The organism is Providencia sp. PROV119, assembly GCF_028482435.1.
GTDB classification, from domain to species: Bacteria; Pseudomonadota; Gammaproteobacteria; order Enterobacterales; family Enterobacteriaceae; genus Providencia; species Providencia stuartii.
This window is the reverse complement of record NZ_JAMPQL010000025.1, coordinates 1-26,924: the sequence shown is the minus strand read 5'-3', so window position 1 is coordinate 26,924 and position 26,924 is coordinate 1. Positions and strand designations below refer to the sequence as shown.

The window sequence follows — 26,924 nt, the reverse complement described above, 5'->3', positions numbered from 1 at the left end:
TATCAGTCGGTGGCTTAATCTGTAATTCGATTACTGTGGGTAAATACTGTGGCTTTTCCTTGGCGGCAGAAACCGACTAACGTTAAATTTGCTTTTTGCGCGACTTCAATGGCTAATGAGGTCGCAGCAGAAACAGCAAACAAAATTTCAGCGCCACAGCTTGCCGCCTTTTGCACCATCTCATAACTCGCTCGACTAGAAACCAATACGGCACCTTGTTGCCAATCATGACGGTGTTTCATACCTAAAAGTTTATCCAATGCGACATGGCGGCCTACATCTTCACAACCGCCAACCAATTGGCCCTCTGGTGAAATCCACGCGGCAGCATGAGTACATCCAGTGAGTGCTCCGATTTCTTGCACTTTTTTTAGCTCAGATAATGCGTTATCTAAGTGACTTAGTGAGAAAGTTTGGGTGAATGGCAGTGGGGAAATAGGTTTAAAAATTTCGTCGAGTTGTTCCGTGCCGCAAATACCACAGCCTGTCCGGCCGGCGAGGTTGCGCCTGCGCTCTTTCAACCCCATGAAACGGCGGCTGGATAACTCAACATGCACTTCAATACCACGATGGCAGCCTTGAACAATATCAATTCCACGAATTTCTTGCCTTGACTGTATGATCCCTTCCGATAATGAGAACCCAACAGCAAAATCTTCTAAATCTTTTGGGGTCGCCATCATAACGACATGAGATATCCCATTATAAACCAAAGCAACAGGTAATTCTTCGGCTACCCAATCAGTTACAGACTGATCGAGGTTGCCTTTTTGTTGCACACTTGTGTGATTTGCGCCAATCATTTTGATGGATTTTGACAATTTCGTGTTATTTGTTTCATGCATTAGATGAATTCCTAGCATTAATGATACATAATATTGATTATGGGTAAAAAGAATTTACACCATTTATCAGGCAATGAACCTGAATACGATACGGAAGACGTTGAATAAGAACAGTTTACCTGAATAATGCGATTTAAAACATTCACCGGGTAACAAGAGCAATGTAAATGAGGAGATCCCCATGCAAGTCAGCAGAAGACAGTTCTTTAAGATCTGTGCTGGCGGTATGGCGGGTACGACGGCAGCAGCATTGGGTTTTGCACCCTCAACTGCGTTAGCGTCCACACGTCAGTATAAATTACTGCGTGCGAAAGAAACCCGAAATACCTGCACGTACTGCTCTGTCGGTTGTGGGCTATTGATGTATAGCTTAGGCGATGGAGCGAAAAATGCGAAAGAGAGCATTTTTCATATCGAAGGTGACCCGGACCATCCGGTAAACCGCGGCGCACTCTGCCCGAAAGGTGCAGGACTTATCGACTTTATTCATAGTGAAAGTCGACTCAAATACCCTGAAGTACGCGAACCAGGTACGAATGAGTGGAAACGTATCACTTGGAACGAAGCGTTTGACCGCATCGCCAAGTTGATGAAAGAAGACCGTGATGCCAATTTTATTAAACAGAACAAAGATGGTGTAACGGTTAACCGTTGGCTGACAACAGGTATGCTCTGTGCATCAGCCGCCAGTAATGAAACAGGTTTTGTCACCCAAAAATTTAGTCGCGCCCTCGGCATGCTTGCCGTGGATAACCAAGCGCGTGTCTGACACGGACCAACGGTAGCAAGTCTTGCTCCAACATTTGGTCGCGGTGCGATGACCAACCACTGGGTTGATATTAAAAACGCTAACCTTGTTGTTGTTATGGGTGGTAATGCGGCAGAAGCGCATCCAGTCGGTTTCCGCTGGGCGATGGAAGCCAAAATCCATAATAAAGCCAAACTGATTGTTATTGATCCACGCTTTACCCGTACAGCGGCAGTGGCGGATTTCTACACGCCTATACGTTCTGGTACTGATATTGCGTTCTTGTCAGGTGTGATCAAATACCTACTGGATAATAAAAAAATCCAGCAAGAATATGTGGAAGCCTACACTAACGCCAGCCTGATCATCCGTGAAGATTACGGTTTTGATGATGGTTTGTTCACAGGCTATGATCCCGAAAAACGTCAGTATGATAAAACGACGTGGAACTACGAGATGGATGAGAATGGTTTCGCACGACGCGACCCAACGCTCACTCACCCTCGCTGTGTCTTGAACTTACTAAAGGAGCACGTTAGCCGTTATACACCAGAAGTGGTGAATAACATCTGCGGTACCCCAATCGAAGATTTCCTGAAAGTTTGCGAGTACATTGCAGAAACGAGCGCGAAAGATAAGACGGCCTCATTCCTATACGCACTTGGCTGGACACAACATACTATCGGTGCGCAAAACATCCGTACGATGGCGATGATCCAGTTACTGCTAGGTAATATGGGTATGCTAGGTGGCGGTGTTAACGCATTGCGTGGTCACTCGAATATCCAAGGTCTGACTGACTTAGGTTTATTATCTCAAAGCTTACCGGGTTATCTGACTTTACCGTCAGAAAAACAAACTACCCTCGAAAGCTATTTGGCTGCGAATACACCCAAAATGACCCTACCAGGTCAGGTTAACTATTGGGGCAATTACCCGAAATTCTTCGTCAGTATGATGAAGACATTCTATGGTGATAAAGCGCAGAAAGAGAATGATTGGGGCTTTGACTGGTTGCCTAAATGGGATCAGGGCTACGACGTATTGCGTTATTTCGAGATGATGGATAAAGGTGAAGTCAATGGCTATATCTGCCAAGGCTTTAACCCATTAGCCTCATTCCCGAACAAAAACAAAATTATCAAATCGCTATCTAAGCTGAAATTCTTGGTCACCATCGATCCGCTGAACACAGAAACGTCAAACTTCTGGCAAAATCACGGTGAAATGAATGACGTTGACCCGTCTGCAATTCAGACAACGGTCTTCCGTCTGCCATCTTGCTGTTTTGCTGAAGAAAATGGTTCGATTGTTAACTCAGCGCGTTGGCTACAGTGGCACTGGAAAGGTGCAGATGCACCCGGTGAAGCGATTAGCGATGGCGAAATTCTGTCGGGTATCTACCACCGTATACGCCAACTCTATGAAACAGAAGGTGGTGAGTCGCCAGAGCCAGTCTTGAACATGACTTGGAACTACTTTGACCGTGATAATCCAACACCGGAAGAAGTGGCTCAGGAAAGCAATGGTTATGCGCTGGTGGATCTGAAAGATGCCGATGGCAACATCATTGTGAAGAAAGGCGAACTACTGAGTTCGTTCGCTCAATTGCGTGATGATGGTACGACATCAAGTGGCTGTTGGATCTTTGCTGGTAGCTGGACACCGAAAGGTAACCAGATGGCGCGCCGTGATAACTCTGACCCGACTGGCCTAGGTAATACCCTTGGTTGGGCGTGGGCATGGCCATTAAACCGTCGTGTTATCTATAACCGAGCATCTGCTGACCCAATGGGTAAACCATGGGATCCTCGCCGTCAAATTCTTGAGTGGGATGGCAGCAAGTGGATTGGTATGGACGTACCAGACTATAGCAATGCGCCTCCGGGAAGTGGTGTGAATCCGTTTATTATGCAACCGGAAGGGATGGGTCGCCTATTTGCACTAGACAAAATGGCAGAAGGTCCGTTCCCAGAACACTATGAACCGATTGAAACTCCGCTCGATACTAACCCATTACATCCAAATGTGGTCTCGAACCCGGCTGCGCGTGTGTTCAAAGATGACTGGGCGCAAATGGGTAAAGCGACAGAGTTCCCTTATGTTGGAACAACCTATCGCTTAACAGAGCATTTCCACTATTGGACAAAACATGCGTTGTTGAATGCCATTATTCAGCCACAACAATTCATTGAAATTGGTGATCGTTTGGCGAAAGAAAAAGGTATTAAACAAGGTGATATGGTGAAAGTCAGCTCTAAGCGTGGCTATATCAAAGCGAAAGCAGTTGTGACGAAACGTATTCATACGTTGAAAGTCAACGGCAAAGATGTGGATACGATTGGTATTCCTATCCACTGGGGCTTTGAGGGCTTAGCAGTGAAAGGCTTTATTGCAAATACACTGACACCATATGTGGGTGATGCCAACACGCAAACGCCGGAATTTAAATCATTCCTTGTCAATGTGGAAAAGGTGTAAGGAGATAAATTATGTCAATGCAATCACAAGACATTATTCGTCGCTCCGCCACCAATTCCCTGACGCCCCCCGCGCAAGTGAGGGACTTTAAGGAAGAAGTGGCGAAGCTGATTGACGTGACTACCTGTATTGGCTGTAAGGCTTGTCAGGTAGCATGTTCAGAGTGGAACGATATTCGTGACAAAATCGGCACTAACGTTGGGGTATATGATAACCCAACGGATTTGACCGCGAAGTCATGGACCGTTATGCGCTTTTCTGAAGTGGAAGAAAATGGCAAGTTCGAGTGGCTGATCCGTAAAGATGGCTGCATGCACTGCTATGACCCAGGCTGTTTGAAAGCTTGTCCGTCAGAAGGTGCGATCGTTCAGTATAAAAACGGTATTGTTGACTTCCAATCTGAGCACTGTATTGGGTGTGGCTATTGTATTGCGGGGTGTCCGTTCAACATTCCACGCATCAACAAAGAAGATAACCGTGCATACAAATGTACGCTCTGTGTCGACCGCGTTGAAGTTGGACAAGAGCCTGCTTGCGTGAAAACCTGTCCTACTGGCGCGATTCATTTTGGTAGCAAAGAGGATATGACGGCGCTGGCAGGCGACCGTGTGGCTGAACTGAAAACACGTGGTTACAACAACGCGGGTCTTTATGATCCAGAAGGCGTTGGTGGTACACACGTAATGTATGTTTTGCATCACGCTGATAAACCTCAGTTGTATCATGGTTTGCCGGACAACCCGACAATCAGTCCAACAGTCACTTTCTGGAAAGGTATCTGGAAGCCGTTAGCAGCGGTTGGTTTTGCTGCGACCTTTGCGGCGGCCATCTTCCACTATGTGGGTATTGGTCCGAACCGCGTCTCCAAGAAAGAAGAAGAAGAGGCTCTGAAAGATATTCAGGGCTCAAAATCTTCTGAGACTTCAAAGTCAGTTGAAGGGGAGGATCAAAAATGATGCCGCAGGATAATGAAAAAATTATTCGGCATAAGCCGATTGAGAGGATCAATCACTGGGCGGTTGTGATTTGCTTCTTGTTCACTGCTATCAGTGGATTGGGGTTTTTCTTCCCATCACTGAACTGGTTCATGAACATTTTTGGCACATCACAACTTGCTAGGATCCTGCATCCTTTTGTTGGTACCGCGATGTTCCTGCTGTTCGTCTTTATGTTTTTCCGTTATTTTCACCACAACTTTATCAACAAAGAAGATATTAAGTGGGCGAAAAATATCGGTAAAGTATTGAAAAACGAAGAAGCTGGGGATGTTGGTCAATATAACCTTGGTCAAAAAGGGGTATATTGGGTTGTCTCTATCTGCTTAGTGCTACTGGCTGTAAGTGGCGTGATTATGTGGCGTCCTTACTTTGCAGACTTTTTCTCAATCCCAATTTATCGTGCAGCGATTATCGTGCACTCCATTTCAGCGATAGCTCTGATCATTATGATTATCGTGCACGCTTATGCCGCAATCTGGGTGAAAGGCTCTGTGCGTGCGATGGTGGAAGGTTGGGTAACCCGTGGTTGGGCGAAAAAGCATCACCCGCGTTGGTACCGTGAAATCGTCGAAAAAGAGAAACAGCAGCAACAAGAGAAAAATTAAACCTTTCAATTGTTGAGTTCTGATAATAAACCCACAAACAAAAATATTGTTTGTGGGTTTTTTTCATAAAAAGAGGATTAAAAAATGGAACACTTTCTTTTTATATTCATATAAAGTGTGCGCTTTGATTAATTTTAAGAATAAACATAATGAGTGTAATAATTTTTTTCTCTATTATCATAATATAGAAAAATACATAACCGATTCTATTTTAATAAAACAAATATGACGTACCGATAAAGATCATTATTAATCACCTTCTTTTTATGAATTGTTTTATTCACCTGATTAAGGAGTAGATCAAATAAATAATAATTGAATATTATTCAATAATAATTAACTTATTGTTGAATTTTATTTAATCCAATAAAACAGCAATGCGGTTAATTAATTGATTTTAAATATAATTTGTTGTTTGTGAATGTTTATTTAAGAGTATCCAATTATGTTATTGATTTTTAGTCAACCAAATAGGATTCTCTAAATAAGATGTAATAATGTCTTATTATAATAATCCATATTGTTTATTTTGGTATATATAGATAGAGGTTTGTTCTATTATTGAAAGAATAGGGTATTAATAACTGTTAATCATTAATAGGAAAGGATAATTGAGCTATTAAAACACATTATTTCTGTCGCCTAGACATTAAGTGAAATATTTATTATAACGGTGTAAATCATTATTTATTAATAAAATCCATCTAAATAAAATCTTTATTTTTTGAAATGACTTTCACCACAGCTAAATAAATATTCAATTCCATTTACGACAGCTAAATAATGAGGTAATTCATGGATCTTCCTTTACAAGGTATCAAAGTACTCGATTTCACCGGTGTACAGTCAGGGCCATCTTGTACCCAAATGTTAGCGTGGTTTGGTGCTGACGTAATTAAAATTGAACGCCCAGGCGTCGGTGATGTGACGCGCAATCAGTTAAGAGATATTCCTGATGTCGATGCGCTTTATTTTACCATGCTCAACAGTAATAAGCGTTCTGTTGAACTGAATACCAAAACGCCGGAAGGCAAAGAGGTCATGGAACGCCTGATTAAGCAAGCGGATGTATTAGTTGAAAACTTCCATCCGGGTGCTATCGACCATATGGGCTTTACTTGGGAACATATTCAAGAGCTAAATCCACGGTTAATCTTTGGCTCTATCAAGGGGTTCAATGAGAACTCCCCTTATGCAGATGTAAAAGCGTATGAAAACGTTGCGCAAGCTGCGGGTGGAGCGGCGTCAACCACAGGTTTTTGGGATGGCCCACCATTAGTCAGTGCAGCAGCACTAGGCGACAGCAATACGGGAATGCACCTATTAATTGGTCTACTAGCCGCCTTGTTACACCGTGAAAAAACCGGAAAAGGGCAACGCGTGACAATGTCGATGCAAGATGCCGTATTAAACCTTTGCCGTGTGAAGTTGCGCGACCAGCAGCGTTTAGAAAAAGTGGGCTATCTTGAAGAGTATCCTCAGTATCCAAACGGTAAATTCGGTGATGCCGTTCCTCGTGGGGGCAACGCTGGTGGCGGTGGCCAGCCGGGTTGGATCTTGAAGTGTAAAGGTTGGGAAACGGATCCAAACGCATACATCTATTTTACTATCCAAGAGCAAGATTGGGAGCAAACTTGTATTGCTATTGGCAAGCCAGAGTGGGCGAAAGACCCTGCCTACAGCACGCCACAGGCGCGCCAACCACATATCTTCGATATTTTTGCTGAAATTGAAAAATTCTTAGCCGATAAAGACAAACATGAAGCCGTTGAATATTTAAGCAAATATGGTGTGCCATGTGCGCCTGTATTGAGCATGCGTGAGATTGCTCGTGACCAATCATTACGCGATAGCGGCAGCATTGTTGAAGTTGAGCAACCAAAACGCGGGACTTATCTCACTGTTGGTTGTCCAATGAAGTTCTCATCATTCACCCCTGAGATTAAGAGTGCGCCACTGTTAGGTGAGCATACCGAGGAAGTGTTAACTGAGTTAGGTTATAGCGCGGAGCAGATCGCCTCAATGCGCACCAATAAAGCCATTTAACGCGAATAAATGAGGGGGCCGCTGATAAGCCCCCTCCACACTTTCTTTTTACATATTTCATGAGGTGGATATGTCGACTGATCAAACCCAAAATTTGACTGATGGTATGCATATTATTGTTGATGCACTGAAAAAAAATGGCATTGACACAATTTATGGTGTTGTGGGGATCCCTGTGACGGATATGGCTAGGCATGCACAGGCTGAAGGGATTCGTTATATTGGTTTTCGTCATGAGCAATCTGCGGGTAATGCTGCGGCAATCAGCGGCTTTTTAACCCAAAAACCCGGCATCTGTTTAACGGTGTCTGCACCGGGGTTTCTAAATGGTATGGTGGCATTAGCGAATGCGACGACCAATGGCTTTCCAATGATACAAATCAGCGGCTCCAGTGATAGAGCAATTATCGACCTACAACAAGGCGATTATGAAGAGCTGGATCAAATGAATACCGCTAAGCCCTTTGTTAAAGCATCCTACCGAGTCAATAAACCGGAAGACCTTGGTATTGCTCTGGCTCGCGCAATTCGTGCTGCTGTTTCTGGTCGTCCTGGTGGCGTCTATCTTGACTTAACAACCGAAGTATTGGCTGCGGTTATGGACAAAGATGCAGCAGACAAAACAATCTTTACGGTTGAAGACCCTGCTCCACGCCAACTACCTGCGCCTGAATCTGTTGATAAAGCACTTAAATTATTGGCATCGGCAAAGCGTCCGTTGATTATTTTAGGTAAAGGGGCAGCCTATGCCCAAGCGGATGAAAATATTCGTCAATTTATTGAAACAACAGGTATCCCTTACTTGCCTATGTCGATGGCAAAAGGGTTATTGCCAGATAATCACCCACAATCAGCCGCGTCAGCACGTTCCCATGCACTCTCTAATGCCGATGTCGTCGTATTAATAGGGGCACGCCTAAACTGGCTATTAGATCACGGAAAAGGCAAACACTGGTCGCCAGAGACGAAATTTATTCAATTAGATATTGAGCCATCTGAAATCGATAGCAATCGTCCAATAACAGCCCCTGTTGTCGGCGATATCTATTCAAGTGTTGCCGCACTACTTGAAGGATTAAAAACCACACCAGTGAAGTCACCGAGCGATTGGATGGCTGGGATTGATGAGCATAAGAAAGCAAATAGCGAGAAGATGGCCGCTAAGCTGAATACCGATACATCACCGATGAACTATTTCAATGCATTGCGCGCAATTCGCGATGTGTTAGTCGACCATAAAGACGTTTATGTGGTGAATGAAGGGGCTAACACCCTCGATAATGCACGAAATATCATCGATATGTATGAACCTCGCAAACGTCTCGACTGTGGTACTTGGGGCGTGATGGGAGTTGGTATGGGTTATGCGATTGGTGCAGCGGTCACTAGCGGTAAGCCTGTCGTGGCTATTGAGGGAGATAGTGCGTTTGGTTTTAGTGGTATGGAAGTTGAAACTATCTGCCGTTATCAACTGCCAGTCACCATTTTAATCTTTAACAATGGGGGGATTTACCGTGGCGATGGCGTCAATTTACATGGCGATAAGGATCCGTGCCCAACGGTATTAATGGCAGGCGCACGTTATGACAAGATGATCGAGGCTTTTGGCGGCATCGGTTATAACGCAACGACACCAGATGAAATTCAACAGGCGCTAAAAGCAGGTCTTGAGTCTGGTAAACCGACATTGATTAATGTGGTTATTGATCCAGCAGTAGGAACAGAAAGTGGCCATATTGGTAACTTAAATCCGAAATCTGTTGTGAAAAACTAGCGTTATTTCAATGAAATAAATATTTAAATGGTTTCTGTGCCACTTATTCTTTTAAGTGGCATAGGAACGCTTTTGCCCAAAATAGGTGAAAATCATATGGCTGATTTTATGTTTAAGATATTTATGAGCGATTTATTGCCCATAATTATCATTATGGTTCTGGGATACGCTAGCGGTAAACGCAACGTATTTACCAATGACCAAGCAAAAGCATTTAATAAACTGGTTTTAAACTATGCTTTGCCTGCCGCGTTATTTGTCTCCATTGTACGTGCAAACCGTGAAATGATTTTTGCAGATACTAAGCTAACAATTATTTCGTTTGTCGTGCTATTGGTCTGTTTTTTCTTTTCTTTCTTTAGTTGTAAGTACATTTTTAAACATAGTCGTGGTGAAGCCGCGGTGTGTGCATTGATTGCTGGCTCTCCTACCATTGGCTTCCTTGGTTTTGCGGTTTTGGATCCTATCTATGGGCAAACCGTATCAACCGGTTTAGTTGTGGCGATTATTTCGATTATCGTGAATGCGATTACTATCCCAATTGGCTTATTCTTACTTAACCCTTCCAATGCTGATGGTAAAAAAGGCGGCGGCGGTATGGATGCTCTTATTTCGGCATTCAAAGAGCCTGTTGTCTGGTCACCAGTATTGGCGACAGTTTTGGTATTAATCGGTATTAAAATTCCTGATGTTTGGGACCCGACCTTTGACCTTATTGCCAAAGCTAACTCCGGTGTCGCGGTATTTGCAGCCGGCCTGACACTAGCCGCGAATAAATTCGAATTTGATGGTGAAATTATCTACAACACCTTACTCAAATTAATATTGATGCCGGGCTTATTATTACTAGTTGGTATGACATTTAATATGAGCTCAGAGCAACTACAGATGATGGTATTAGCCGGCGCATTACCGCCTGCCTTCTCTGGAATTATTATCGCGAGCCGTTTTAACCTGTATACCCGTACGGGAACAGCATCCCTCGCAGTAAGTGTACTTGGTTTTATCATCGCTGCACCGTTGTGGATCTACGTTGCGCGTTTGGTTGCATAATAAATAGATGAATGTGAGGCATCAAATAGATGCCTCGTATCCATCATACAATAAGGAGTGATTATGGCTTTTCCACTTCCACTTGAAGGCATTCGTGTTCTTGATTTTACAGGGGTACAGTCTGGCCCATCATGTACTCAGATGTTGGCTTGGTTCGGGGCAGATGTAATAAAAATTGAGCGACCGGGTATTGGGGATGTCACCCGTAACCAGCTTAGAGATATTCCTGATGTTGATGCATTGTATTTTACCATGCTCAATAGTAATAAGCGTTCGCTAGAGCTGAACACGAAAACCCCTGAAGGCAAAGAGGTGATGGAAAAGCTGATCCGCCAAGCGGATATTTTGGTTGAAAATTTCCATCCGGGAGCGATTGACCATATGGGGTTTACCTGGGAAGTCATTCAACAGCTAAACCCACGCCTGATTTTTGGCTCCATCAAAGGGTTCAATGAAAACTCCCCTTATGCGAATGTGAAAGCCTACGAAAACGTTGCGCAGGCCGCGGGGGGATCCGCATCAACAACGGGTTTTCCTGATGGCCCACCGGTTGTGAGTTCAGCGGCACTAGGCGATAGCAATACTGGTATGCACCTATTAATTGGTTTATTAGCGGCATTACTGCAACGTGAGAAAACGGGGAAAGGGCAACGTGTCACTATGTCGATGCAAGATGCCGTGCTTAACCTATGCCGCGTTAAATTGCGTGACCAGCAACGCCTCGAAAAACTCGGTTTTTTAGAAGAGTATCCTCAATATCCAAATGGTTCATTTGGTGATGCAGTACCGCGTGGCGGTAATGCCAGCGGTGGAGGGCAACCGGGAACGATGTTGCGATGTAAAGGGAGTGATCATGACCCGAATGCCTATATCTATTTTATCAATCAAGATCACAACTGGGCCAATACCTGTGATGCATTAGGTAAACCTGAGTGGAAAACCGATCCTGCCTTTGCAACCACAGAAGCACGGGTCAGCCATATCCAAGATGTTTGGGATGCTATTGAAGAGATTGCTAAAGACAAAGATAAACATGAGCTAACAGATTACTTTGACCAGTTCGGCGTACCTTGCTCGGCGGTTTTGAGTATGAAAGAGATTATGTATGACCCATCTTTGCGTGACAGTGGCTCTATTGTTGAAGTAGAACAACCATTGAGAGGCCATTATTTGACGGTGGGTTGCCCAATGAAATTTTCAGCTTTTACGCCTGAAATAAAAAGTGCACCACTTTTAGGTGAACATAATAGCGAAATTTTAAAAGAGTTAGGCTATAGCGAACAACAAATAGCTGAAATGAAAACGAAAAAAGTTATTTAAATTATCCAGCCCAATTAATTTTATTATTTAAATAAATTAATTGGGCTGCGGCTAAATAATAGAGATTAATGATATCGAAATAAGAGTGCTACGCATTAATTAAATAAACGTAATAAATCAATTAAGAAGTTTGTTACCTCATCATTATTGATGAGGCGGCTTCACTCATCCATTTTTTGAATATTCGTTATTTGTTGGTTTAGCCAATAGTTGGGCTGCTTTATATGACTTCTGACAATAACGGTGGTTATTAAATAAGGACGAATAGCATGAACCATTTAACAGTGAAAAAAAGCAGTAAAGTTGCTGCTGTTGATTTTGTTCCCGCTTGGGGCGACTTAGAGGGGAATATTCGCCGTCTCGCGGAAGCAGCGGAAAAAGTGGCGGCACAAGGCGTTGATTATGCGGTATTCCCCGAAACGGCAGTAAGTGGTTATTTATTTTCTGATTCAGCAGAATTAGCACCTTATTTAGATACTATCCCAGGAAAAACAACGGCGGCAATTTTACCCATATTGGCGCGTACAGGGATGTATATGAGTGTTGGTATTGCAGAACGTGATACCGAGACCGGATTAGCTTATAACTCAGCCGTTTTAATGGGGCCGGAAGGGATTATTGGTAAATATCGCAAAATTGGTTTGAACTCTCAAGACCAAAAAGTTTTTGCACCGGGAAATACGGGGGTGAAAACATTTGATACCGCGATTGGGCGTATAGCATTATTAATTTGCTATGATGATACTTATTGGCAATATGCGCGTTTAGCGGCATTAGAAGGTGCACAAATTTTGGGGTGGCATTCAGTATCGGACCGTATGATGCCTGATGCAACGCCCGCAGAAATGTTAGGTGATCACTCAACCATTGCACATGTTCAGCATATGAGCGCATTTAATGGGATGTGGGTTATTTGTGCTACGCGTAGTGGCATTGAAACAAATCCAATCACACAAGGTCAGCTTTACTATAATGGTGGGTCGAGTATATGGGCGCCTTCAGGCCATAAAGTGGCTCAATCTCCTGTGTTAAGTCCACTTGAATTAGAGCCGGGTTTGAATGGTATTTTCTGTGCGACTATCGACCTTGATGAGGCGGATAAACAGCGAGAAGCGATACTGGCGAAACGTCGCCCTGAATTATATTTTCCTACGCTGGCTTTTCACCGCAGCCCGACCGATATCAATGCGACAACCACTAAAACGCAAACAACATTCATTGCTGCTCAATGGGATAAATCCACCTCTGACTTGGCTTCGGCAACAGTGGGTGAAAATGAGTTGCTGGTACTACCCGAGTTTTCAGCACTGCCGTACACCAATGACCCTAATGTACTGTTGTCTCACGCGCAGAAGCAGGGGGGAACCTTTGAGCAGACGCTCAGTAAAATAGCCGCTGATGGGAAAGGCTATGTTGTTGGGAGTTACCCTGAAATTGATGTCGATAAACTCTATCACACGGTTGTATTAGCGGGTCCTACGGGCGATATTTTAGCACGATACCGTGTTACTCACTTGAATGAGCGTGATAAAGGTTGGGCGAGTGCTGGGAACGTCATGAGTGTTACCGCTACACCGATTGGGCGCATTGCGTTGGCGGCGGCACATGAGTTAGAAGTGCTCGAAGTTGGCGGACTTTATAGCACGTTACGTGCCGACATTATTGCGGCCCCTGCTGGAATGCCGAGTGATTTACGTGTTGAAATCGAAAGCCATCTCTATTCGGTAGAGAATCCACCAACAGGACGAGCCGACTTTATCCCTTATGCAATAGCGACGCTAAACCAACTATGGGTTGTGTGTGGGGGGCGTCAAGAACGAGACTTCACCTCAGCGGCAATTTATGGGCCTGAGCCAGTCGTATTAACACCGACTCTGACCGCAGAGCGTGGTGCATCTGATGTTAGGCTACAAGCGCAAGTACCAGCACCGTTTACGTGGATCAATCAGGAACGCCTGATCAGTGGGCAACAGGCGATTTGGTTCACGCCGCTTGTGTCTTAAACCCTTTACCTATATTCATGTTGTTAGGTAGGTAATCGAATAGGTTACCTACCTATTTGATGATAAAGATAAAATGAACATAACAGCACCTCAAACGCTCTATAGCAAGCAAACCCTGATCAAAACACTGCATTTTCTCGGTGTTGTGGCTTCGCTATTTTTGATTGCAAGTATTTCTCTAGAGACATTTCGGCATGATCCATTTTTGGCGCATTCGATTTATTTCGATATTCAATTTTGGATTTGTATTTATTTTACGATCGATTTTTTCATTTTTTTATTTCTATCGAAAAATAGAAAAAAGTTTATCGCTAAATATTTTATTATTATTTTTCTTTCGATTCCGTATTTGACCATTTTAGATTACACATCGATTCAATTTACGGAAGAACAAATTTATTTAATTCGTTTTATTCCTTTATTTCGTGGCGGAGCCGCTTTTGTGATGCTCATGATGATGGTTGTAAAACGAAACACCACGGCACTCTTTCTCTCTTATATTATTCTACTTTTTTTAACAGTGTATTTTATCAGTTTGATCTTTTTTATTTTTGAACGAGGCAATAACGCTGAAGTTAAAAATTATGGTGATGCGATCTGGTGGGCGGCAATGACGGTAACGACATTGGGCTCGAATATCATTCCTGTGACAACTGCAGGAAAAGTCATTACCACTGTATTGGCAGCGACAGGGATGACGGTATTCCCAATATTTACCGTTTATATTACCTCAGTGATTAGTCGCTTAAGCCAAACCAAAAAAGCAGCCTCAGAAAATCCAGATGCACTGTAATCGCTAAAAATAACAATATATTGATAGGTTTAATCACAATGACAACTTCAACACCCAAAATTCCATTTATGCAATTGCCGACCATCGCGTTTTTATTGGCAATCACATCAGGCATGCTCGATGGCTATGCATTTTTTACGACCAAATCATTTGCTACCTTTCAGTCGGGTAATATCATCATGTTAGGCTATGAGTTTGCTAAGCACGGTATTACGGCAGTAATTCCTTATGTTATTGCAATTTTTTCGTTTGGCGCAGGTGCTATGTTATTGGCGTTATTACGTTATAAATACAATACCGATGAGAAAACATGGACATTTACGCTGCTATCTTTAGAAATCATACTGCTGTTACTGCTCATTGCTTATATTTACTTTTTTAAAGTGGAGGCAAGTGGTTTCCACGCGGTATGGGCGCTATCGTTTATTGCGGGTATGCAAGGTAATGCGTTCCATAAAATTAATGGCATGTTATATGGCAATATTGCTGTGACACTTAACGTACAATTAGGTTTTAGCTCATTAGCAGAATCCGTGGCATTTAAAGGGCAAGAGCGCAAAGAGGCGTTATACAAAAGTTATTGCTACTTTTTAACCTTATTTGGCTTTGCTGGTGGTGCTTTTATGATGGCAATGTTAGCTGACTATGCGAGAGAATACGCATTATTAATTACCCTAATCCCATTATGTTTGATTTTTACCATGGGGCGACATTTCGCAAAAGAAGACAGTAGCTTACCTATTGATTCAAATTAGTCTGAGTCCGTTTAACAAATATAACGCGATATGGGTGATATTCAGGCGTAGTGAAATCACCCATTATCTTTAATATCATCATTTCCTTCTCCACATCACCTCATCTAAAGAAACGGTATAAAGATTGCTTCGCTCTGATATAAAAAGCAGGCGATACGCACGATACAAAGGGAACAAGGTGGCTACTGAGCGACTTTTGTTTTATCCTGAGCGATAGATAACAGCAATTTCCGCTGATAAGCATACAATACGATAGATAGCTCTAGGGAAATCCCCTAGAGCTATCATTTTAAAAATTTGAAAGAGAGCAATGCGATGGGTATTCGTATCGTCCCTAAAGAAGAATTAGGGCAAGAAAGACTAAAAGAAAAAGGTATTGGTTTTATCCCGCCTGTCCTATTCCCGAATTTAAAAAATCTGTATCAACGACGCGCAGAAAGATTAAAAGCATTGGGTGTGGATGAACATCCTTTTGCAGATTATCTTAATTTTGCAGCGGAAGTGGCAACAGCACAAAACAATGCGCAGCATGATAATCCTTTAGAAATGGATATGAATGCGGTATTAGAGCGCGCAACGGCGACCAATAATCCGCCTCTTGATGCGAAAACATTCCCACGTACAGCCCATTGGCATAAGTTATTAAATGCGATTATTGCTGAATTATTACCAGTGGTTCCAGAGTCAGTACGCCCTGCATTAGAGAATCTCGATAAGGCGTCTGAAAATGAGCTTGAAGAGATGGCGACTGCGCTACTTAACGAGCAATTTGAGAAGGTTCCCGCTGATAAATCCATGTTTATTTGGGCGGCATTGTCTGTGTATTGGGCACAAATGGCAGCACAAATTCCCGGAAAAGCGCGCGCTGAACATGGTGATCATCGCCACTTCTGCCCCGTTTGTAACAGCATGCCAGTGTCTAGCATTGTACAAATTGGCACAACGCAAGGCCTACGCTATTTGCACTGTAACCTGTGTGAAACAGAATGGCATATGGTACGTGTCAAATGCAGTAACTGTGAACAAACCCGTGATCTCCACTATTGGTCTCTTGATGATGAGAATGCTGCGGTAAAAGCAGAAAGTTGTGGTGACTGCGGTAGTTATCTCAAAATTCTTTATCAAGAAAAAGATGCGAAAGTCGAAGCCGTTGCTGATGATCTGGCGTCTATCATCCTAGATGCTCGGATGGAAGAAGAGGGCTTTGCCCGTAGTAGCCTTAACCCATTTTTATTTCCCGGTGAAAAATAGTCACTAAAAGAGAGTAATCACGATGGCAGACTCCACCGCCGAACTATACCGCCAGCTTCCTGCTGTTGATAAACTCCTCCAACTTGACGAGGTGCAAACCCTCGTCATCGAGTCAGGACACCACTGGGTAACCGAGCAGTTGCGAGAGATGCAACAGCAAGCTCGCGAGTATATCCGACAACATAGTCAGTTGCCCGCTTGGCATCCTGATTGGGTTGCTGAGTTGGTTAGGCGCCATGGTGCTTTACAAGAAAGCGCATTAAAACCCGTGTTTAACCTGACGGGAACGGTGCTGCACACCAACCTTGGTCGCGCGGTGATGGCCTCTTCAGCGATTGCTGCCGTTAATAAGGTGATGAGCTCACCTGTGACTTTGGAATACTCTCTTGATGGCGCGACGCGAGGGCATCGTGATCGCGCTTTGGCTGAATTGCTATGCCAACTCACGGGCGCCGAAGATGCTTGCATTGTGAATAATAATGCTGCTGCCGTATTATTGCTTTTGGCGACGGTGGCTCAAGGCAAGCAAGTTATTGTTTCACGTGGCGAATTAGTTGAAATAGGCGGTGCTTTCCGAGTACCGGACGTGATGGCACAAGCAGGTTGCCAATTAGTCGAAGTAGGAACAACCAACCGGACTCACCTGCGTGATTATGCGGGCGCTATTAATGAGCAAACCGCGTTATTGATGAAGGTGCACACCAGCAACTACAGTATTGAAGGGTTTACCGCGGAAGTTGAAGGCGCTGAATTGGCGGAATTAGGTCAACAGCATCAGTTGCCGACCGCAATTGATTTAGGCAGCGGATCAATGATCGATATGACCGCCTATGGACTACCTGCCGAGCCAATGCCGCAAACGTACCTTGCTCAAGGGATTGACCTTGTTTCTATTTCTGGGGATAAGCTACTGGGAGGGCCGCAAGCAGGGATTATTCTCGGGAAGAAAAAGTGGATTGAAGCCATTCAAAAGCACCCGCTTAAGCGTGCCTTACGTGCTGATAAAATGACGTTAGCCGCATTAGAGGCCACATTAAAACTCTATTTAACCCCCGAAAAACTGGTCACGGAGCTTCCAACACTACGCTGGTTAACACGTAGTGCCGATGAAATCAAAGCGCGAGCTGAACGTTTGATCGTTCCATTACAAGCCTTCTATGGCGATAAATTTGTCGTAGAAATGGAGCCTTGTTTATCCCAAATTGGTAGCGGCTCATTACCGATTGATAGGCTACCGAGTTATGCCGTGACGTTTACGCCATTTGATGGGCGGGGCAATACGTTGGCTTTACTGACGGCACGTTGGCGTCACACCGACCAACCAGTAATTGGTCGATTAAAAGATGGCAAATTATGGCTAGATCTCCGTTGCTTAGATGATGAACATGGATTATTGCAGGTATTGTTGTCATGATTTTTGCTACTGCTGGCCATGTTGACCATGGTAAAACATCGCTAATTCAATCAGTCACTGGGGTGAATACGGCGCATTTACCCGAAGAAAAAAAACGGGGCATGACCATCGACCTCGGCTATGCTTATTGGCCTCAACAAGATGGTAGCTCAATCGGTTTTATCGATGTTCCCGGACATGAAAAATTTTTAGGGAATATGTTAGCGGGGGTCGGCGGGATCAATCATGCCTTGCTGGTGGTTGCTTGTGATGATGGGGTCATGGCGCAAACGCGAGAGCACTTAGCGATTTTACGTTTAGCTGGTTGCCAAAATATAACAGCCATTTTGACGAAAGCAGATAAAGTTGATGCAGAGCGAATTGCACACATTTCTTTGCAAGTGAAAAATGAGCTACAGCACCAAGGTTGGCCTGACGTTGCGATATTTGTGACCTCGGCCAACGATGGACGCGGAATCGCGGAATTACAGGCTTACTTACAACAATTACACCAGCAAAGAGCCGATCACCAAAATCGTCAACAACGTTTTCGTTTAGCGATTGACCGTGTATTCCATGTCAAAGGGGCCGGTATTGTTGTCACAGGCACAGCCTTAGCAGGGCAAGTGCAGCTTGGTGATACTTTATGGTTAACGGGCGCTGACACCACTGTTCGTATTCGGGGGATCCACCGCCAAAATCAGCCAGCAGAGCTAGCTCAAGCGGGTGACCGGGTTGCACTCAATTTAGCAGGAGATATTGATAAAGCGGCTATTACACGTGGTGATTGGCTGCTATCAGAGAAGCCTTTCGCTGCGGCAACAAGAGTGATTGTTGAATTAGAGTGTGATTCGGTGATTAAACATTGGCAGCCGGTCCATTTATACCATGGTGCGAGCCATATTACAGGTCGAGTTTCATTATTAACCGAATTTGGCTCGACGCCCTTACTCGCGGAACTCATTCTCGATACACCGTTGTGGCTTGTGGATAACGACCGCCTCATCATTCGTGATATTAGTGCGCGAGAAACACTGGCGTCAGCAAGAGTGATCCGGCTTACCTCTCCACGTCGAGGTAAGAGATTACCTGAATTCATTGAATGGTTAACTCGCCTCTGTATGACAAATGATGAACTTACCCATCTGAAATTACAGTTACCTAATGGTGAGTTAGATTTAAAGCGTTATAGTTGGGCTCGTCAATTAACCCCGCCCGCCCTTGAACAGCTATTATCACAGGTTGAACTCGTTCGCGTAGGGGATTTGGCTCTTTCTGCTTTTAAAGCCCAAGTGGCGAAAGAACGGCTCGTTCAAACATTAGAAGATTTCCATGAAGTGCACAGTGACCAAATTGGGGTTGGGAAAGCACGCTTAAAACGCATGGCATTACCGACAGTAAGTGAATCATTAGTTTTTAAATTAATTAATGAGTTGATTGCTGATGAGCGTATTAAACAGACCCGTGGTTGGCTACACATGCCACAACATGGGTTAGTCTTTGATACGGAACAACAACAAATTTGGCAACAAATAGCGCCTTTATTCCCTCGAGCCGAGGCATGGTGGGTCCGTGATCTGGCTAAAGAAATCAATCATGATGAAGACGCTGTCCGACGTGCGATGAAAAAAGCGGCACAAATGGGGTTAGTGACGGCGATTATCCGTGACCGCTACTACAGTAGTGACCAAATAAAGCAATTTGCCGAGCTTATTTTGCGTTACTGTACGCATAAAGGAGAAATAGGCGCCGCTGATTTTCGCAATGAATTAGGGATTGGTCGGAAATTGGCGATTCAAATTCTTGAGTTTTTCGATAGAAGTGGCTTCACTAGACGCAAAGGCGATGGGCACTTTTTACGAGATAAAGGCATTTTTGTTGAATAGATTTATCGTCTAAATTAGTTAAAATAGCCAGTCTGTGGCGGCCTTTATCTGTTGGAGGTCGTCGATACTTACATATTTTGTGGTAAACCCGATGAAGAAAAGAGTATTTTCCGCCGTTTATCTAACACTGATATTCATTGCTTCCCTTTTCCTAGTCTTCGAGAAAACGAGTGTGATTTACCCCGGATTGATCTCGGTAAGTGTTTATGCCGTTATCTTTGGGGTGCTCTATCTTGTCTCAGCTAGATGGTTATTTTCTGCCGTTGTTACCAGTACGCTGTTTATTATTATTAAATTCCTTAACCAACTCAAAGTTCACTATTATAAAGAGCAATTATTTTATTCCGATATTAATATCATGACGGATACGTCAAATATGGGAACCTTGGGGCATTATTGGTTAGCTGGCGTTGCATTGATCGGATTATTGATTTTGTTAATCATTAATGCAGTGCTTAGTTGGCGTCTATTACGCCCAACGAAAACATTTTCTTGGCGATTAATCGGCATATTACTTGGCGTTGGTGGCTATTTTGGCGCGAGCTTTGCGGCCTCCCATTATTACAACCAATGGACGGAGACCTTACCTAAAGGTAGAGGAACCGTTACCAACTTGGTTATGTCGGCGAAAAATTCAAATTACCATTCCCCCCAAATTAAAGGTTCATCTGATTATTTTATACAAAAAGCGGCAACGGTATCATTACCCGCATCTGATATAACAGAAAAACCGGATATCTTGTTGTTATTACAAGAGTCCACTGTTAATCCAAGCATCTATAAATTACCAGACGGCACTAAACTACCCGATTTATTTATGTTTCAACAGGATAACGAGTTGATCGCGCATAGCCATATGCGAGTGCAAACTTTCGGGGGAGGAACTTGGTTGTCTGAATTTGCCGCTTTAACAGGACTAAACAGTGATGACTTTGGTTCGCAAAAAAGTGGTGTCTTTTACTTTATTGTCGACCATCTAAATAACAGCTTGTTTAAAGAGATGAAGGCAAATGGTTATTATACCGTCGTTCTGACGCCATTTAACCGTGGTGCTTACCATTCAGGCCATGCTTATCAAACATTAGGTGTCGATAGAATTATTCAGCCTCAAGAGTTGGGTTACCCAGGAAAATTACAAGATAACTTATGGACGATCAGCACTGAAGATATGCTGAAATATGTCAAAGAAATTTTAGCAAAAGAGACTGATAAACCAGTATTTATTTTCTCGTTAACCATGTATGAGCATGGCCCTTATAAAGAGAGCCATCATGATGATTATGGTTTAAAAGGGAAGGTAAAAAATGCAGACTCCGTTGGTGAATTTAGCCATTATATGGAAAAAATCGTCGCGTCTGATAACGCGATACGCGATTTTGTAGAATTTATGGCGAAGCGCAAACGTCCATTAATGTTTTTATATTTTGGTGACCACCAGCCGGGGATCAGCTTAAATCAATATCAATCTGAATTTTCTAACCCCGCCTTTATCACACAATTTACGTTACGTGATAATTTGAAATCGGGTAATCAGATTAAAACGGGTCCGTTAACCGATATTGCCTTCCTTGGAGGGATAATATTAGAGCGCGCAAATTTACATGTTTCCCCGTTCTATGAAGCGAATATTAAGATGCGTCATTTGTGTGATGGCAAGTTAGATGACTGTGAAGATAAAAAATTATTAGAGAGTTATCACCACTACATCTATCACACATTACAGGCGGCGAATAAAAACGTCGAGGAATAAGGGGTAGGAAAATAGCGGGGCTGTGCTCCGCTATTTTTTATCTCCGCTGCAATCACTGGCGAGTCGCGAGGATCACACTAGAGGCTTTCACTAAGGCGATGATATCGACCCCTTTAGTGAGCGCCATCTCTTTTAGACTTTCATTGGTGATCACGGCGGTTAGCTCAACACCTTTATCGGTGACGAGGAGAACGGTACTGTTGACGGCGCCTTCAATAATATTGCTGATTTTACCGTTGAATTGATTACGGGCTGAAAATTGCAAACCACAGTCCGGTGTGGCGAGTACCACCCAAGGGGCCTTAATAATAGCGACCGCCTCTTTGCCTACCTCTAACCCCAAGGTTTTGCAGCTTTCACAGGTAATGACGGTGGTAAGTTGTTCTCCGTTGCCTAAACTGAGCACCACTTCGTTGTTAACTGCACCTTCTTTAATTTCACTAACTGTACCGATTAATTGGTTACGAGCAGAAACCTGCATGATTTACCCCCTCTCTTTAATAGTAAAAACGACTATTAATTAGAATAAAGGTAAATGTTTAAGTAATCTAAATTATCAATCGTGTTCGTGGATAAGATCACGCCAAGCGTTATGGTGAATTAAACTCCAACTCATAGATATCCCCACGGCAGATGATTTCACTGTACTCAATGATCACGCCACCTTGCAGGGTGCTAGTTTGTTTCACCTGTAATAATGGAGCCCCTACCGTTGTGTTTAACCAATTTGCATACTCTTCATTGCAACTGATCGCTTTCACTTTATGTTGCACATGATTGAAAGTAATACCTTGGCTCCCCCATAGGGCATAGAGAGAGTCGGTCAGTTTTTCCGGTTCAGGAAGATATTGAGCAGGAATATAGTTATTTTCAAAAGAAACAGGCTGACCATTTGCGATACGGATACGCCTTAATTGCGCGATTTGGCTACCAACAGCTAAACCTAATTTTGCGGCAATATCGGCCGTTGCTTCGGTGAGTGTGCGCAATAACCACTGTGTGGTGACTGTACCACCTGCTTTAATCACTTGAGAGGTAAAACCACTTTCATGTGATAACGAATAACCTAGATATTTTGCGACTTGAGTACCAACCCCTTGCTGCCGAACAACGGCTCCCTTTTTTTCAAGAGATTGCATTGCTTTACTGATTGTCACTCGAGAAAGATTTAACTGTTGTGCAAGATAGCGCTCTGCTGGAAGATAATCGCCTGCATCCACAATTTTGTGCTCAATCGCGGATTCAATCGCTTGTTGCAATTGGCGATACAGAGGCATTGTGGAATTCACATCTAGTTGATTCTTAATCCATTCAAGAAAGCGTACTTGCATTGTATTTTTCCATAAAACTTTCAACAAATTAAGTTTATAACAGAGTTCAGGATATGCATAATATCATCGATTGGACTTACATTGGCATTATTTTTTAACTGATTGGACTGGTATTGGACTTAATTGCTGCTAATATAATTAGTGTTGTTAAGGAAAGTACTGGGAGTAAAAATGGGCCTGAAACCCAACATTGAAGCGGCGATACTTGGATGCTTATATGGTCAGGCTACAGGGGATGCCATGGGCATGCCTTCTGAACTATGGCGCCAAGACAAAGTTCAACAATTTTTCGGCTGGATAGATCACTTTTTACCAGGGCCAGACGAAAATATTGCCGCGATTGGGTTTCGTGCTGGTGAAGTGACGGATGACACTCATCAAGCAATTGCGTTAATGGATGCGATTATCGCTTGTAATGGTCAGGTAGAGCCGAAGGTGGTTGCACAAAATATTTTAGCGTGGGCAGACCGCATTAATGCCTTTGATAAAAATATTTTTGGACCAACATCCAAGCAATCTCTATTAGCTATTCAAGCAGGCGTTCCAATTAACGATATTGTGTCAAATGGTGTCACCAATGGTGCGGCAATGCGGATAGCCCCTGTAGGGTGCATTGCTTCAACTGCTGATCGCAATCAATTTATAAAAACCGTTGAAGCGGCTTGTATCCCGACACATAAGTCGGACATTGCGATTGCAGGTGCCTGTGTCATTGCTTGGGCAATTAGCCGAGCTATCGAGCAAACTCCATGGCCTCAAATAAAACAAGAACTTCCACTACTCGCCGATGAGGTGCAACAGTTATATGCCTCAACGTTTAGTCCATCTTTAGGCCAACGAATTTTATTGGCCTTTAAGAAGGCTAGCGAGTTGCAAACATGCTCTCCTCAAACAACACTTAAAGAGCTGTACGATTTTATCGGGGCCGGTATGGACACGATAGAGTCTATTCCCTGCGCTCTGGCCATAGTTGACCTAACAAATGGTGATCCTGTCATGTGTGCGAAATATTGTGCCAACCTGGGGGGAGACACGGACACCATTGGTGCTATGGCCGGAGCGATTTCGGGAGCTTTGTCAGGTATTCAATCTTTTCCTGAAGAATGGATTGCAATGATTAACAATTCTAATAATATAGATTTTTATCCCTACGCAAAAATACTCAGCGCCTTACGTCATTAAGGAGAGTTGAATGAGTGCACTACCTGACGCTGCACAAAAAAATGAAGCATGGAAAATCGAAAATACAGGTATTGATATCGTACCTGAGCATGAGCGAACAGCCACTCCTCTTGAGTTATTTTGGATCTGGTCTGCCGCGAATATCGGGATCCTCGGTATTGTTTATGGCGGAATTATTGTTTCTTTTCGTCTCTCTTTCGTGCAATCGCTGCTCGCGGCGATTATCGGTATAGCCAGCTTCGCATTAGTTGGTTACATCAGTTTATCTGGCCAAAAAGGCCGCACCTCCACACTAACACTCTCGCGAACCATTTTCGGCAAAACAGGGAATATAGCCCCGACATTTTTCAGTTGGGTCACTTTGATGGGATGGGAAGCCATCAACATGATCACTGGGACACTGACATTAAAGGCGCTTTTTCAGGTGCTTGGATTTAGTGATTCAGTGACATTAACCGTTGTCTGTATGGTGTTATTTGGTGGTTTAGCTATCACTATTAGCCTACTCGGGCAAGCAACGGTTGTGGTTATGCAAAGCTGGATCACGCGTATCTTTGGCACCATGACCTTGATTGCCGCGCTGTATATTATTTGGCATACAGATTGGCAGGCAGTGTTATCCATGCCTTCTGGTAGCTGGCTAACGGGCTTTTTACCTGCTGTCTCAATTATTGCGGCAGGAACAGGTATTGGCTGGGGGATTGCAGGAGCAGATTACAGCCGTTATCAAAGCGAACGGTCATCAAAATCATCTATTTTTAATGCCGTCACATTTGGAGCGATGCTACCGCTATTTATTCTGTTATTTACAGGGATTTTGCTGTCGGCACGCTTGCCGGAATTAGCTTCCGCTGAAAACCCGATTGCGTTAATTGGTGCAGAGCTGCCAAGTTGGATGTCTATCCCTTATTTATTAACGGCAACTGCGGGTATTATTACTATTGCGGTACTAAGCCTCTATTCTGCGAGTCTCAACTTACTGACGATTGGCATAAAAATTCGCCAAGTTTATGCGGTCGCAATAGATGCTATTTTAGTCATGGGTGTGGCGATTTATATCCTATTTATTTCAGGCGAATTTATTAATTCATTTATTGCTTTCTTACTATTTTGTGGCGTGTTCTTAGCCTCATGGGAAGCGGTATTTATGTTGGATTATGCCGTATTGCGTAGTCGCCAAGGTTATAAGTTTGAGCAACTGTTTGGTCAGTCGAACGCAGGAATTCGTTGGATACCGCTGCTGTGCTGGCTGTTAGGTGCGCTGGCTGGCTTGTTAGTCAGTGATAATGAGTTTATTAAAGGGCCTTGGGCAACAGGGATTTTTGAAGGCTCTAGTTTATCCATTCTTCTTTCATTTGTATTAAGCTTTTTGCTTTACGGCTTATACTTGATGTTTAGTCATTCAGCGGAGAAAGATTAATCATGCGTACCGTTGCCGTGATAGGGGCTGCTGCTGGTGATTGCGTTTTAAGCGTCGCGAGAATGCCACGTAGTGGTGAAGATATCGCAGCCCACGATCACGGCTGGCAAATCGGTGGCTGTGCATTTAATGTTCTTCGTGCTTTAGCTCGTCTACAACTCCCTATAATTAATGGTATTCGTGTGGGCAATGGACAATGGGGACAGCGAGTTCGCCAAGCGCTATCAGAGCTTGGTGTGTCACCTTTTTTCGTTAGCGAAACCCAAGATAATGGTTGGTGCTTTGCATTAACAGAGCCTAACGGCGAAAGGACGTTTATTTCTATCGCGGGTTGTGAAGAAGAGTGGAATAGGGAGGAGCTACAAACTCTCGCTTTACCGAACGACAGTATTATCTATGCGAGCGGCTACGAACTAGGCTGCTTGCAAGGGGAAGCGTTACAACAATGGTTGCTGAATGACTGCCCAACACAAACCCTCGTTTTAGATTTAGGGCCAAGACTTGCAGCGCTTCCTCAGAATTTCTTACAGCAATTACCCGCCAATAGAACCCTTTTAACGGTCAACCGTGATGAGGCGCGTTTCCTCTGTGGTGAAGGTGACCTTGTAAGGTTGTCAGCGGAGTATGCGTATCGTCGTGGTATTACGCTGATTGTTCGCTTGGATAGCCAAGGTGCTTGGCTATGTCAACCGAATCAACAGCCACTGTTCGTGCCTGCATACCAAGTTGCCGTTGTGGATACGATTGGTGCTGGGGATGCACATACCGCAGGAGTATTGGCGGGATTATCCCAAGGCTGGTCATTACGCGATTGTGTTGACTTTGGTAACCAAGTTGCTGCCATCGTTGTCAGTAAGCAAGGCCCCGCGGGTGCACCGACATTAAGTGAAATTAATCAATCTGCACTATCACAAGCCATACCAGAAACTTTCGAATAGCTCACTGAGAGCATTATTTTATTTCTTTAGAAATAAAACCATTGTTACATTTACAGGTCTTAACTCTAAATGGATATTGAATGCGGCTTATATTGAGTCGTGAGAATGGTTTAATACTAAAAGATAATTAACATGAAATATTTAGTTACTGGTAGTGCAGGTTTTATCGGTTTTAGACTATGTCAGCGTTTATTAGATAGTGGTCATGAGGTTGTTGGAATCGACAACATGAATGCTTATTACGATCAGGGTCTGAAACAGTCTCGTCTACATATTCTTGAGCAATACCCTCATTTTCGTTTTATTCCACTTGATATTACCGACCGTGAAAAAGTCGTGGTGTTGTGTACCC

General features: G+C 43.6%; 21 protein-coding genes. 18 read left to right on the top strand and 3 right to left on the bottom strand.

Annotation, left to right across the window (positions count from 1 at the left end; all coding sequences use genetic code 11):
• Window positions 1-14 precede the first annotated feature (14 nt).
• Window positions 15-845 (bottom strand): formate dehydrogenase accessory sulfurtransferase FdhD, encoded by an 831-nt coding sequence (gene fdhD, locus PSF11_RS17690; RefSeq protein WP_014657166.1) that lies wholly within the window; start codon window positions 843-845, stop codon window positions 15-17.
• Window positions 846-1,026: 181 nt separating this feature from the next.
• Here fdhD and fdnG point away from each other — a divergent pair, with 181 nt between their 5' ends.
• The 14 genes from fdnG (at window position 1,027) to PSF11_RS17620 (ending at window position 21,701) form a co-directional block, all read left to right on the top strand.
• Entirely contained in the window at window positions 1,027-4,074 is a 3,048-nt protein-coding gene (gene fdnG, locus PSF11_RS17685; RefSeq protein ID WP_080728249.1) for a formate dehydrogenase-N subunit alpha, read from the top strand.
• 11 nt (window positions 4,075-4,085) lie between these two features.
• Entirely contained in the window at window positions 4,086-5,030 is a 945-nt protein-coding gene (fdxH, locus tag PSF11_RS17680) for a formate dehydrogenase subunit beta (RefSeq protein ID WP_072502660.1), read from the top strand.
• Entirely contained in the window at window positions 5,027-5,677 is a 651-nt protein-coding gene (fdoI, locus tag PSF11_RS17675) for a formate dehydrogenase cytochrome b556 subunit (protein WP_004924143.1), read from the top strand. Before fdxH ends, fdoI begins: the two co-directional genes overlap by 4 nt.
• Before the next feature lie 795 nt (window positions 5,678-6,472).
• On the top strand, window positions 6,473-7,723 hold the full coding sequence (frc, locus tag PSF11_RS17670; protein ID WP_014657168.1) for a formyl-CoA transferase: 1,251 nt from the start codon (window positions 6,473-6,475) through the stop codon (window positions 7,721-7,723).
• A 70-nt stretch (window positions 7,724-7,793) separates the two neighbouring features.
• Window positions 7,794-9,497 carry an oxalyl-CoA decarboxylase gene (gene oxc, locus PSF11_RS17665; protein WP_072502661.1) on the top strand — a complete coding sequence of 568 codons (1,704 nt, stop codon included), beginning with the start codon at window positions 7,794-7,796 and terminating at the stop codon, window positions 9,495-9,497.
• 108 nt (window positions 9,498-9,605) lie between these two features.
• A complete protein-coding gene (gene yfdV, locus PSF11_RS17660) occupies window positions 9,606-10,550 on the top strand; it encodes a transporter YfdV (RefSeq protein WP_014657170.1) in 945 nt (314 codons plus the stop codon).
• Between the two features lie 63 nt (window positions 10,551-10,613).
• Window positions 10,614-11,870, top strand: a complete 1,257-nt coding sequence (gene frc, locus PSF11_RS17655; RefSeq protein WP_014657171.1) for a formyl-CoA transferase — start codon at window positions 10,614-10,616, stop codon at window positions 11,868-11,870.
• A 269-nt stretch (window positions 11,871-12,139) separates the two neighbouring features.
• The gene (locus tag PSF11_RS17650; protein WP_053110688.1) at window positions 12,140-13,873 is read left to right on the top strand and encodes a nitrilase-related carbon-nitrogen hydrolase; all 1,734 of its coding nucleotides are present in this window, start codon (window positions 12,140-12,142) and stop codon (window positions 13,871-13,873) included.
• Window positions 13,874-13,946: 73 nt separating this feature from the next.
• Window positions 13,947-14,666 carry a potassium channel family protein gene (locus tag PSF11_RS17645; protein ID WP_072502662.1) on the top strand — a complete coding sequence of 240 codons (720 nt, stop codon included), beginning with the start codon at window positions 13,947-13,949 and terminating at the stop codon, window positions 14,664-14,666.
• A 38-nt stretch (window positions 14,667-14,704) separates the two neighbouring features.
• Window positions 14,705-15,421, top strand: a complete 717-nt coding sequence (locus PSF11_RS17640; protein ID WP_014657173.1) for a YoaK family protein — start codon at window positions 14,705-14,707, stop codon at window positions 15,419-15,421.
• Between the two features lie 315 nt (window positions 15,422-15,736).
• Window positions 15,737-16,672 carry a formate dehydrogenase accessory protein FdhE gene (gene fdhE / locus PSF11_RS17635; protein ID WP_014657174.1) on the top strand — a complete coding sequence of 312 codons (936 nt, stop codon included), beginning with the start codon at window positions 15,737-15,739 and terminating at the stop codon, window positions 16,670-16,672.
• Window positions 16,673-16,694: 22 nt separating this feature from the next.
• Window positions 16,695-18,086 carry an L-seryl-tRNA(Sec) selenium transferase gene (selA, locus tag PSF11_RS17630; protein ID WP_004924163.1) on the top strand — a complete coding sequence of 464 codons (1,392 nt, stop codon included), beginning with the start codon at window positions 16,695-16,697 and terminating at the stop codon, window positions 18,084-18,086.
• Window positions 18,083-19,951, top strand: a complete 1,869-nt coding sequence (selB, locus tag PSF11_RS17625) for a selenocysteine-specific translation elongation factor (RefSeq protein ID WP_072502663.1) — start codon at window positions 18,083-18,085, stop codon at window positions 19,949-19,951. Before selA ends, selB begins: the two co-directional genes overlap by 4 nt.
• 91 nt (window positions 19,952-20,042) lie before the next feature.
• Entirely contained in the window at window positions 20,043-21,701 is a 1,659-nt protein-coding gene (locus tag PSF11_RS17620) for an LTA synthase family protein (RefSeq protein ID WP_072502664.1), read from the top strand.
• A gap of 52 nt (window positions 21,702-21,753) precedes the next feature.
• On the opposite strand, the gene PSF11_RS17615 is transcribed toward PSF11_RS17620, so the two are convergent.
• Window positions 21,754-22,182 carry a TOBE domain-containing protein gene (locus PSF11_RS17615; RefSeq protein WP_004924171.1) on the bottom strand — a complete coding sequence of 143 codons (429 nt, stop codon included), beginning with the start codon at window positions 22,180-22,182 and terminating at the stop codon, window positions 21,754-21,756.
• Between the two features lie 109 nt (window positions 22,183-22,291).
• Window positions 22,292-23,032, bottom strand: a complete 741-nt coding sequence (locus PSF11_RS17610; protein WP_014657178.1) for a GntR family transcriptional regulator — start codon at window positions 23,030-23,032, stop codon at window positions 22,292-22,294.
• A 171-nt stretch (window positions 23,033-23,203) separates the two neighbouring features.
• Here PSF11_RS17610 and PSF11_RS17605 point away from each other — a divergent pair, with 171 nt between their 5' ends.
• From PSF11_RS17605 to PSF11_RS17590, 4 genes are all read left to right on the top strand, one after another.
• Window positions 23,204-24,214, top strand: coding sequence for an ADP-ribosylglycohydrolase family protein (locus PSF11_RS17605; RefSeq protein ID WP_014657179.1), 1,011 nt, complete (start codon window positions 23,204-23,206; stop codon window positions 24,212-24,214).
• 10 nt (window positions 24,215-24,224) lie between these two features.
• A complete protein-coding gene (locus PSF11_RS17600; RefSeq protein WP_004924182.1) occupies window positions 24,225-25,634 on the top strand; it encodes a purine-cytosine permease family protein in 1,410 nt (469 codons plus the stop codon).
• A gap of 2 nt (window positions 25,635-25,636) precedes the next feature.
• Window positions 25,637-26,572, top strand: a complete 936-nt coding sequence (locus PSF11_RS17595) for a PfkB family carbohydrate kinase (protein WP_004924186.1) — start codon at window positions 25,637-25,639, stop codon at window positions 26,570-26,572.
• Window positions 26,573-26,704: 132 nt separating this feature from the next.
• The coding region (locus PSF11_RS17590; RefSeq protein WP_196712844.1) for an NAD-dependent epimerase/dehydratase family protein at window positions 26,705-26,924 on the top strand (220 nt) is incomplete at its 3' end.

What these genes read in the sequence shown, in the direction of transcription:
- fdhD (WP_014657166.1), bottom strand. Translation starts at nt 845, where the DNA reads ATGCATGAAACAAATAACACGAAATTGTCAAAATCCATCAAAATGATT.
- fdxH (WP_072502660.1), top strand. Translation starts at nt 4,086, where the DNA reads ATGTCAATGCAATCACAAGACATTATTCGTCGCTCCGCCACCAATTCC.
- fdoI (WP_004924143.1), top strand. Translation starts at nt 5,027, where the DNA reads ATGATGCCGCAGGATAATGAAAAAATTATTCGGCATAAGCCGATTGAG.
- frc (WP_014657168.1), top strand. Translation starts at nt 6,473, where the DNA reads ATGGATCTTCCTTTACAAGGTATCAAAGTACTCGATTTCACCGGTGTA.
- oxc (WP_072502661.1), top strand. Translation starts at nt 7,794, where the DNA reads ATGTCGACTGATCAAACCCAAAATTTGACTGATGGTATGCATATTATT.
- yfdV (WP_014657170.1), top strand. Translation starts at nt 9,606, where the DNA reads ATGTTTAAGATATTTATGAGCGATTTATTGCCCATAATTATCATTATG.
- frc (WP_014657171.1), top strand. Translation starts at nt 10,614, where the DNA reads ATGGCTTTTCCACTTCCACTTGAAGGCATTCGTGTTCTTGATTTTACA.
- PSF11_RS17650 (WP_053110688.1), top strand. Translation starts at nt 12,140, where the DNA reads ATGAACCATTTAACAGTGAAAAAAAGCAGTAAAGTTGCTGCTGTTGAT.
- PSF11_RS17645 (WP_072502662.1), top strand. Translation starts at nt 13,947, where the DNA reads ATGAACATAACAGCACCTCAAACGCTCTATAGCAAGCAAACCCTGATC.
- PSF11_RS17640 (WP_014657173.1), top strand. Translation starts at nt 14,705, where the DNA reads ATGACAACTTCAACACCCAAAATTCCATTTATGCAATTGCCGACCATC.
- fdhE (WP_014657174.1), top strand. Translation starts at nt 15,737, where the DNA reads ATGGGTATTCGTATCGTCCCTAAAGAAGAATTAGGGCAAGAAAGACTA.
- selA (WP_004924163.1), top strand. Translation starts at nt 16,695, where the DNA reads ATGGCAGACTCCACCGCCGAACTATACCGCCAGCTTCCTGCTGTTGAT.
- selB (WP_072502663.1), top strand. Translation starts at nt 18,083, where the DNA reads ATGATTTTTGCTACTGCTGGCCATGTTGACCATGGTAAAACATCGCTA.
- PSF11_RS17620 (WP_072502664.1), top strand. Translation starts at nt 20,043, where the DNA reads ATGAAGAAAAGAGTATTTTCCGCCGTTTATCTAACACTGATATTCATT.
- PSF11_RS17615 (WP_004924171.1), bottom strand. Translation starts at nt 22,182, where the DNA reads ATGCAGGTTTCTGCTCGTAACCAATTAATCGGTACAGTTAGTGAAATT.
- PSF11_RS17610 (WP_014657178.1), bottom strand. Translation starts at nt 23,032, where the DNA reads ATGCAAGTACGCTTTCTTGAATGGATTAAGAATCAACTAGATGTGAAT.
- PSF11_RS17605 (WP_014657179.1), top strand. Translation starts at nt 23,204, where the DNA reads ATGGGCCTGAAACCCAACATTGAAGCGGCGATACTTGGATGCTTATAT.
- PSF11_RS17600 (WP_004924182.1), top strand. Translation starts at nt 24,225, where the DNA reads ATGAGTGCACTACCTGACGCTGCACAAAAAAATGAAGCATGGAAAATC.
- PSF11_RS17595 (WP_004924186.1), top strand. Translation starts at nt 25,637, where the DNA reads ATGCGTACCGTTGCCGTGATAGGGGCTGCTGCTGGTGATTGCGTTTTA.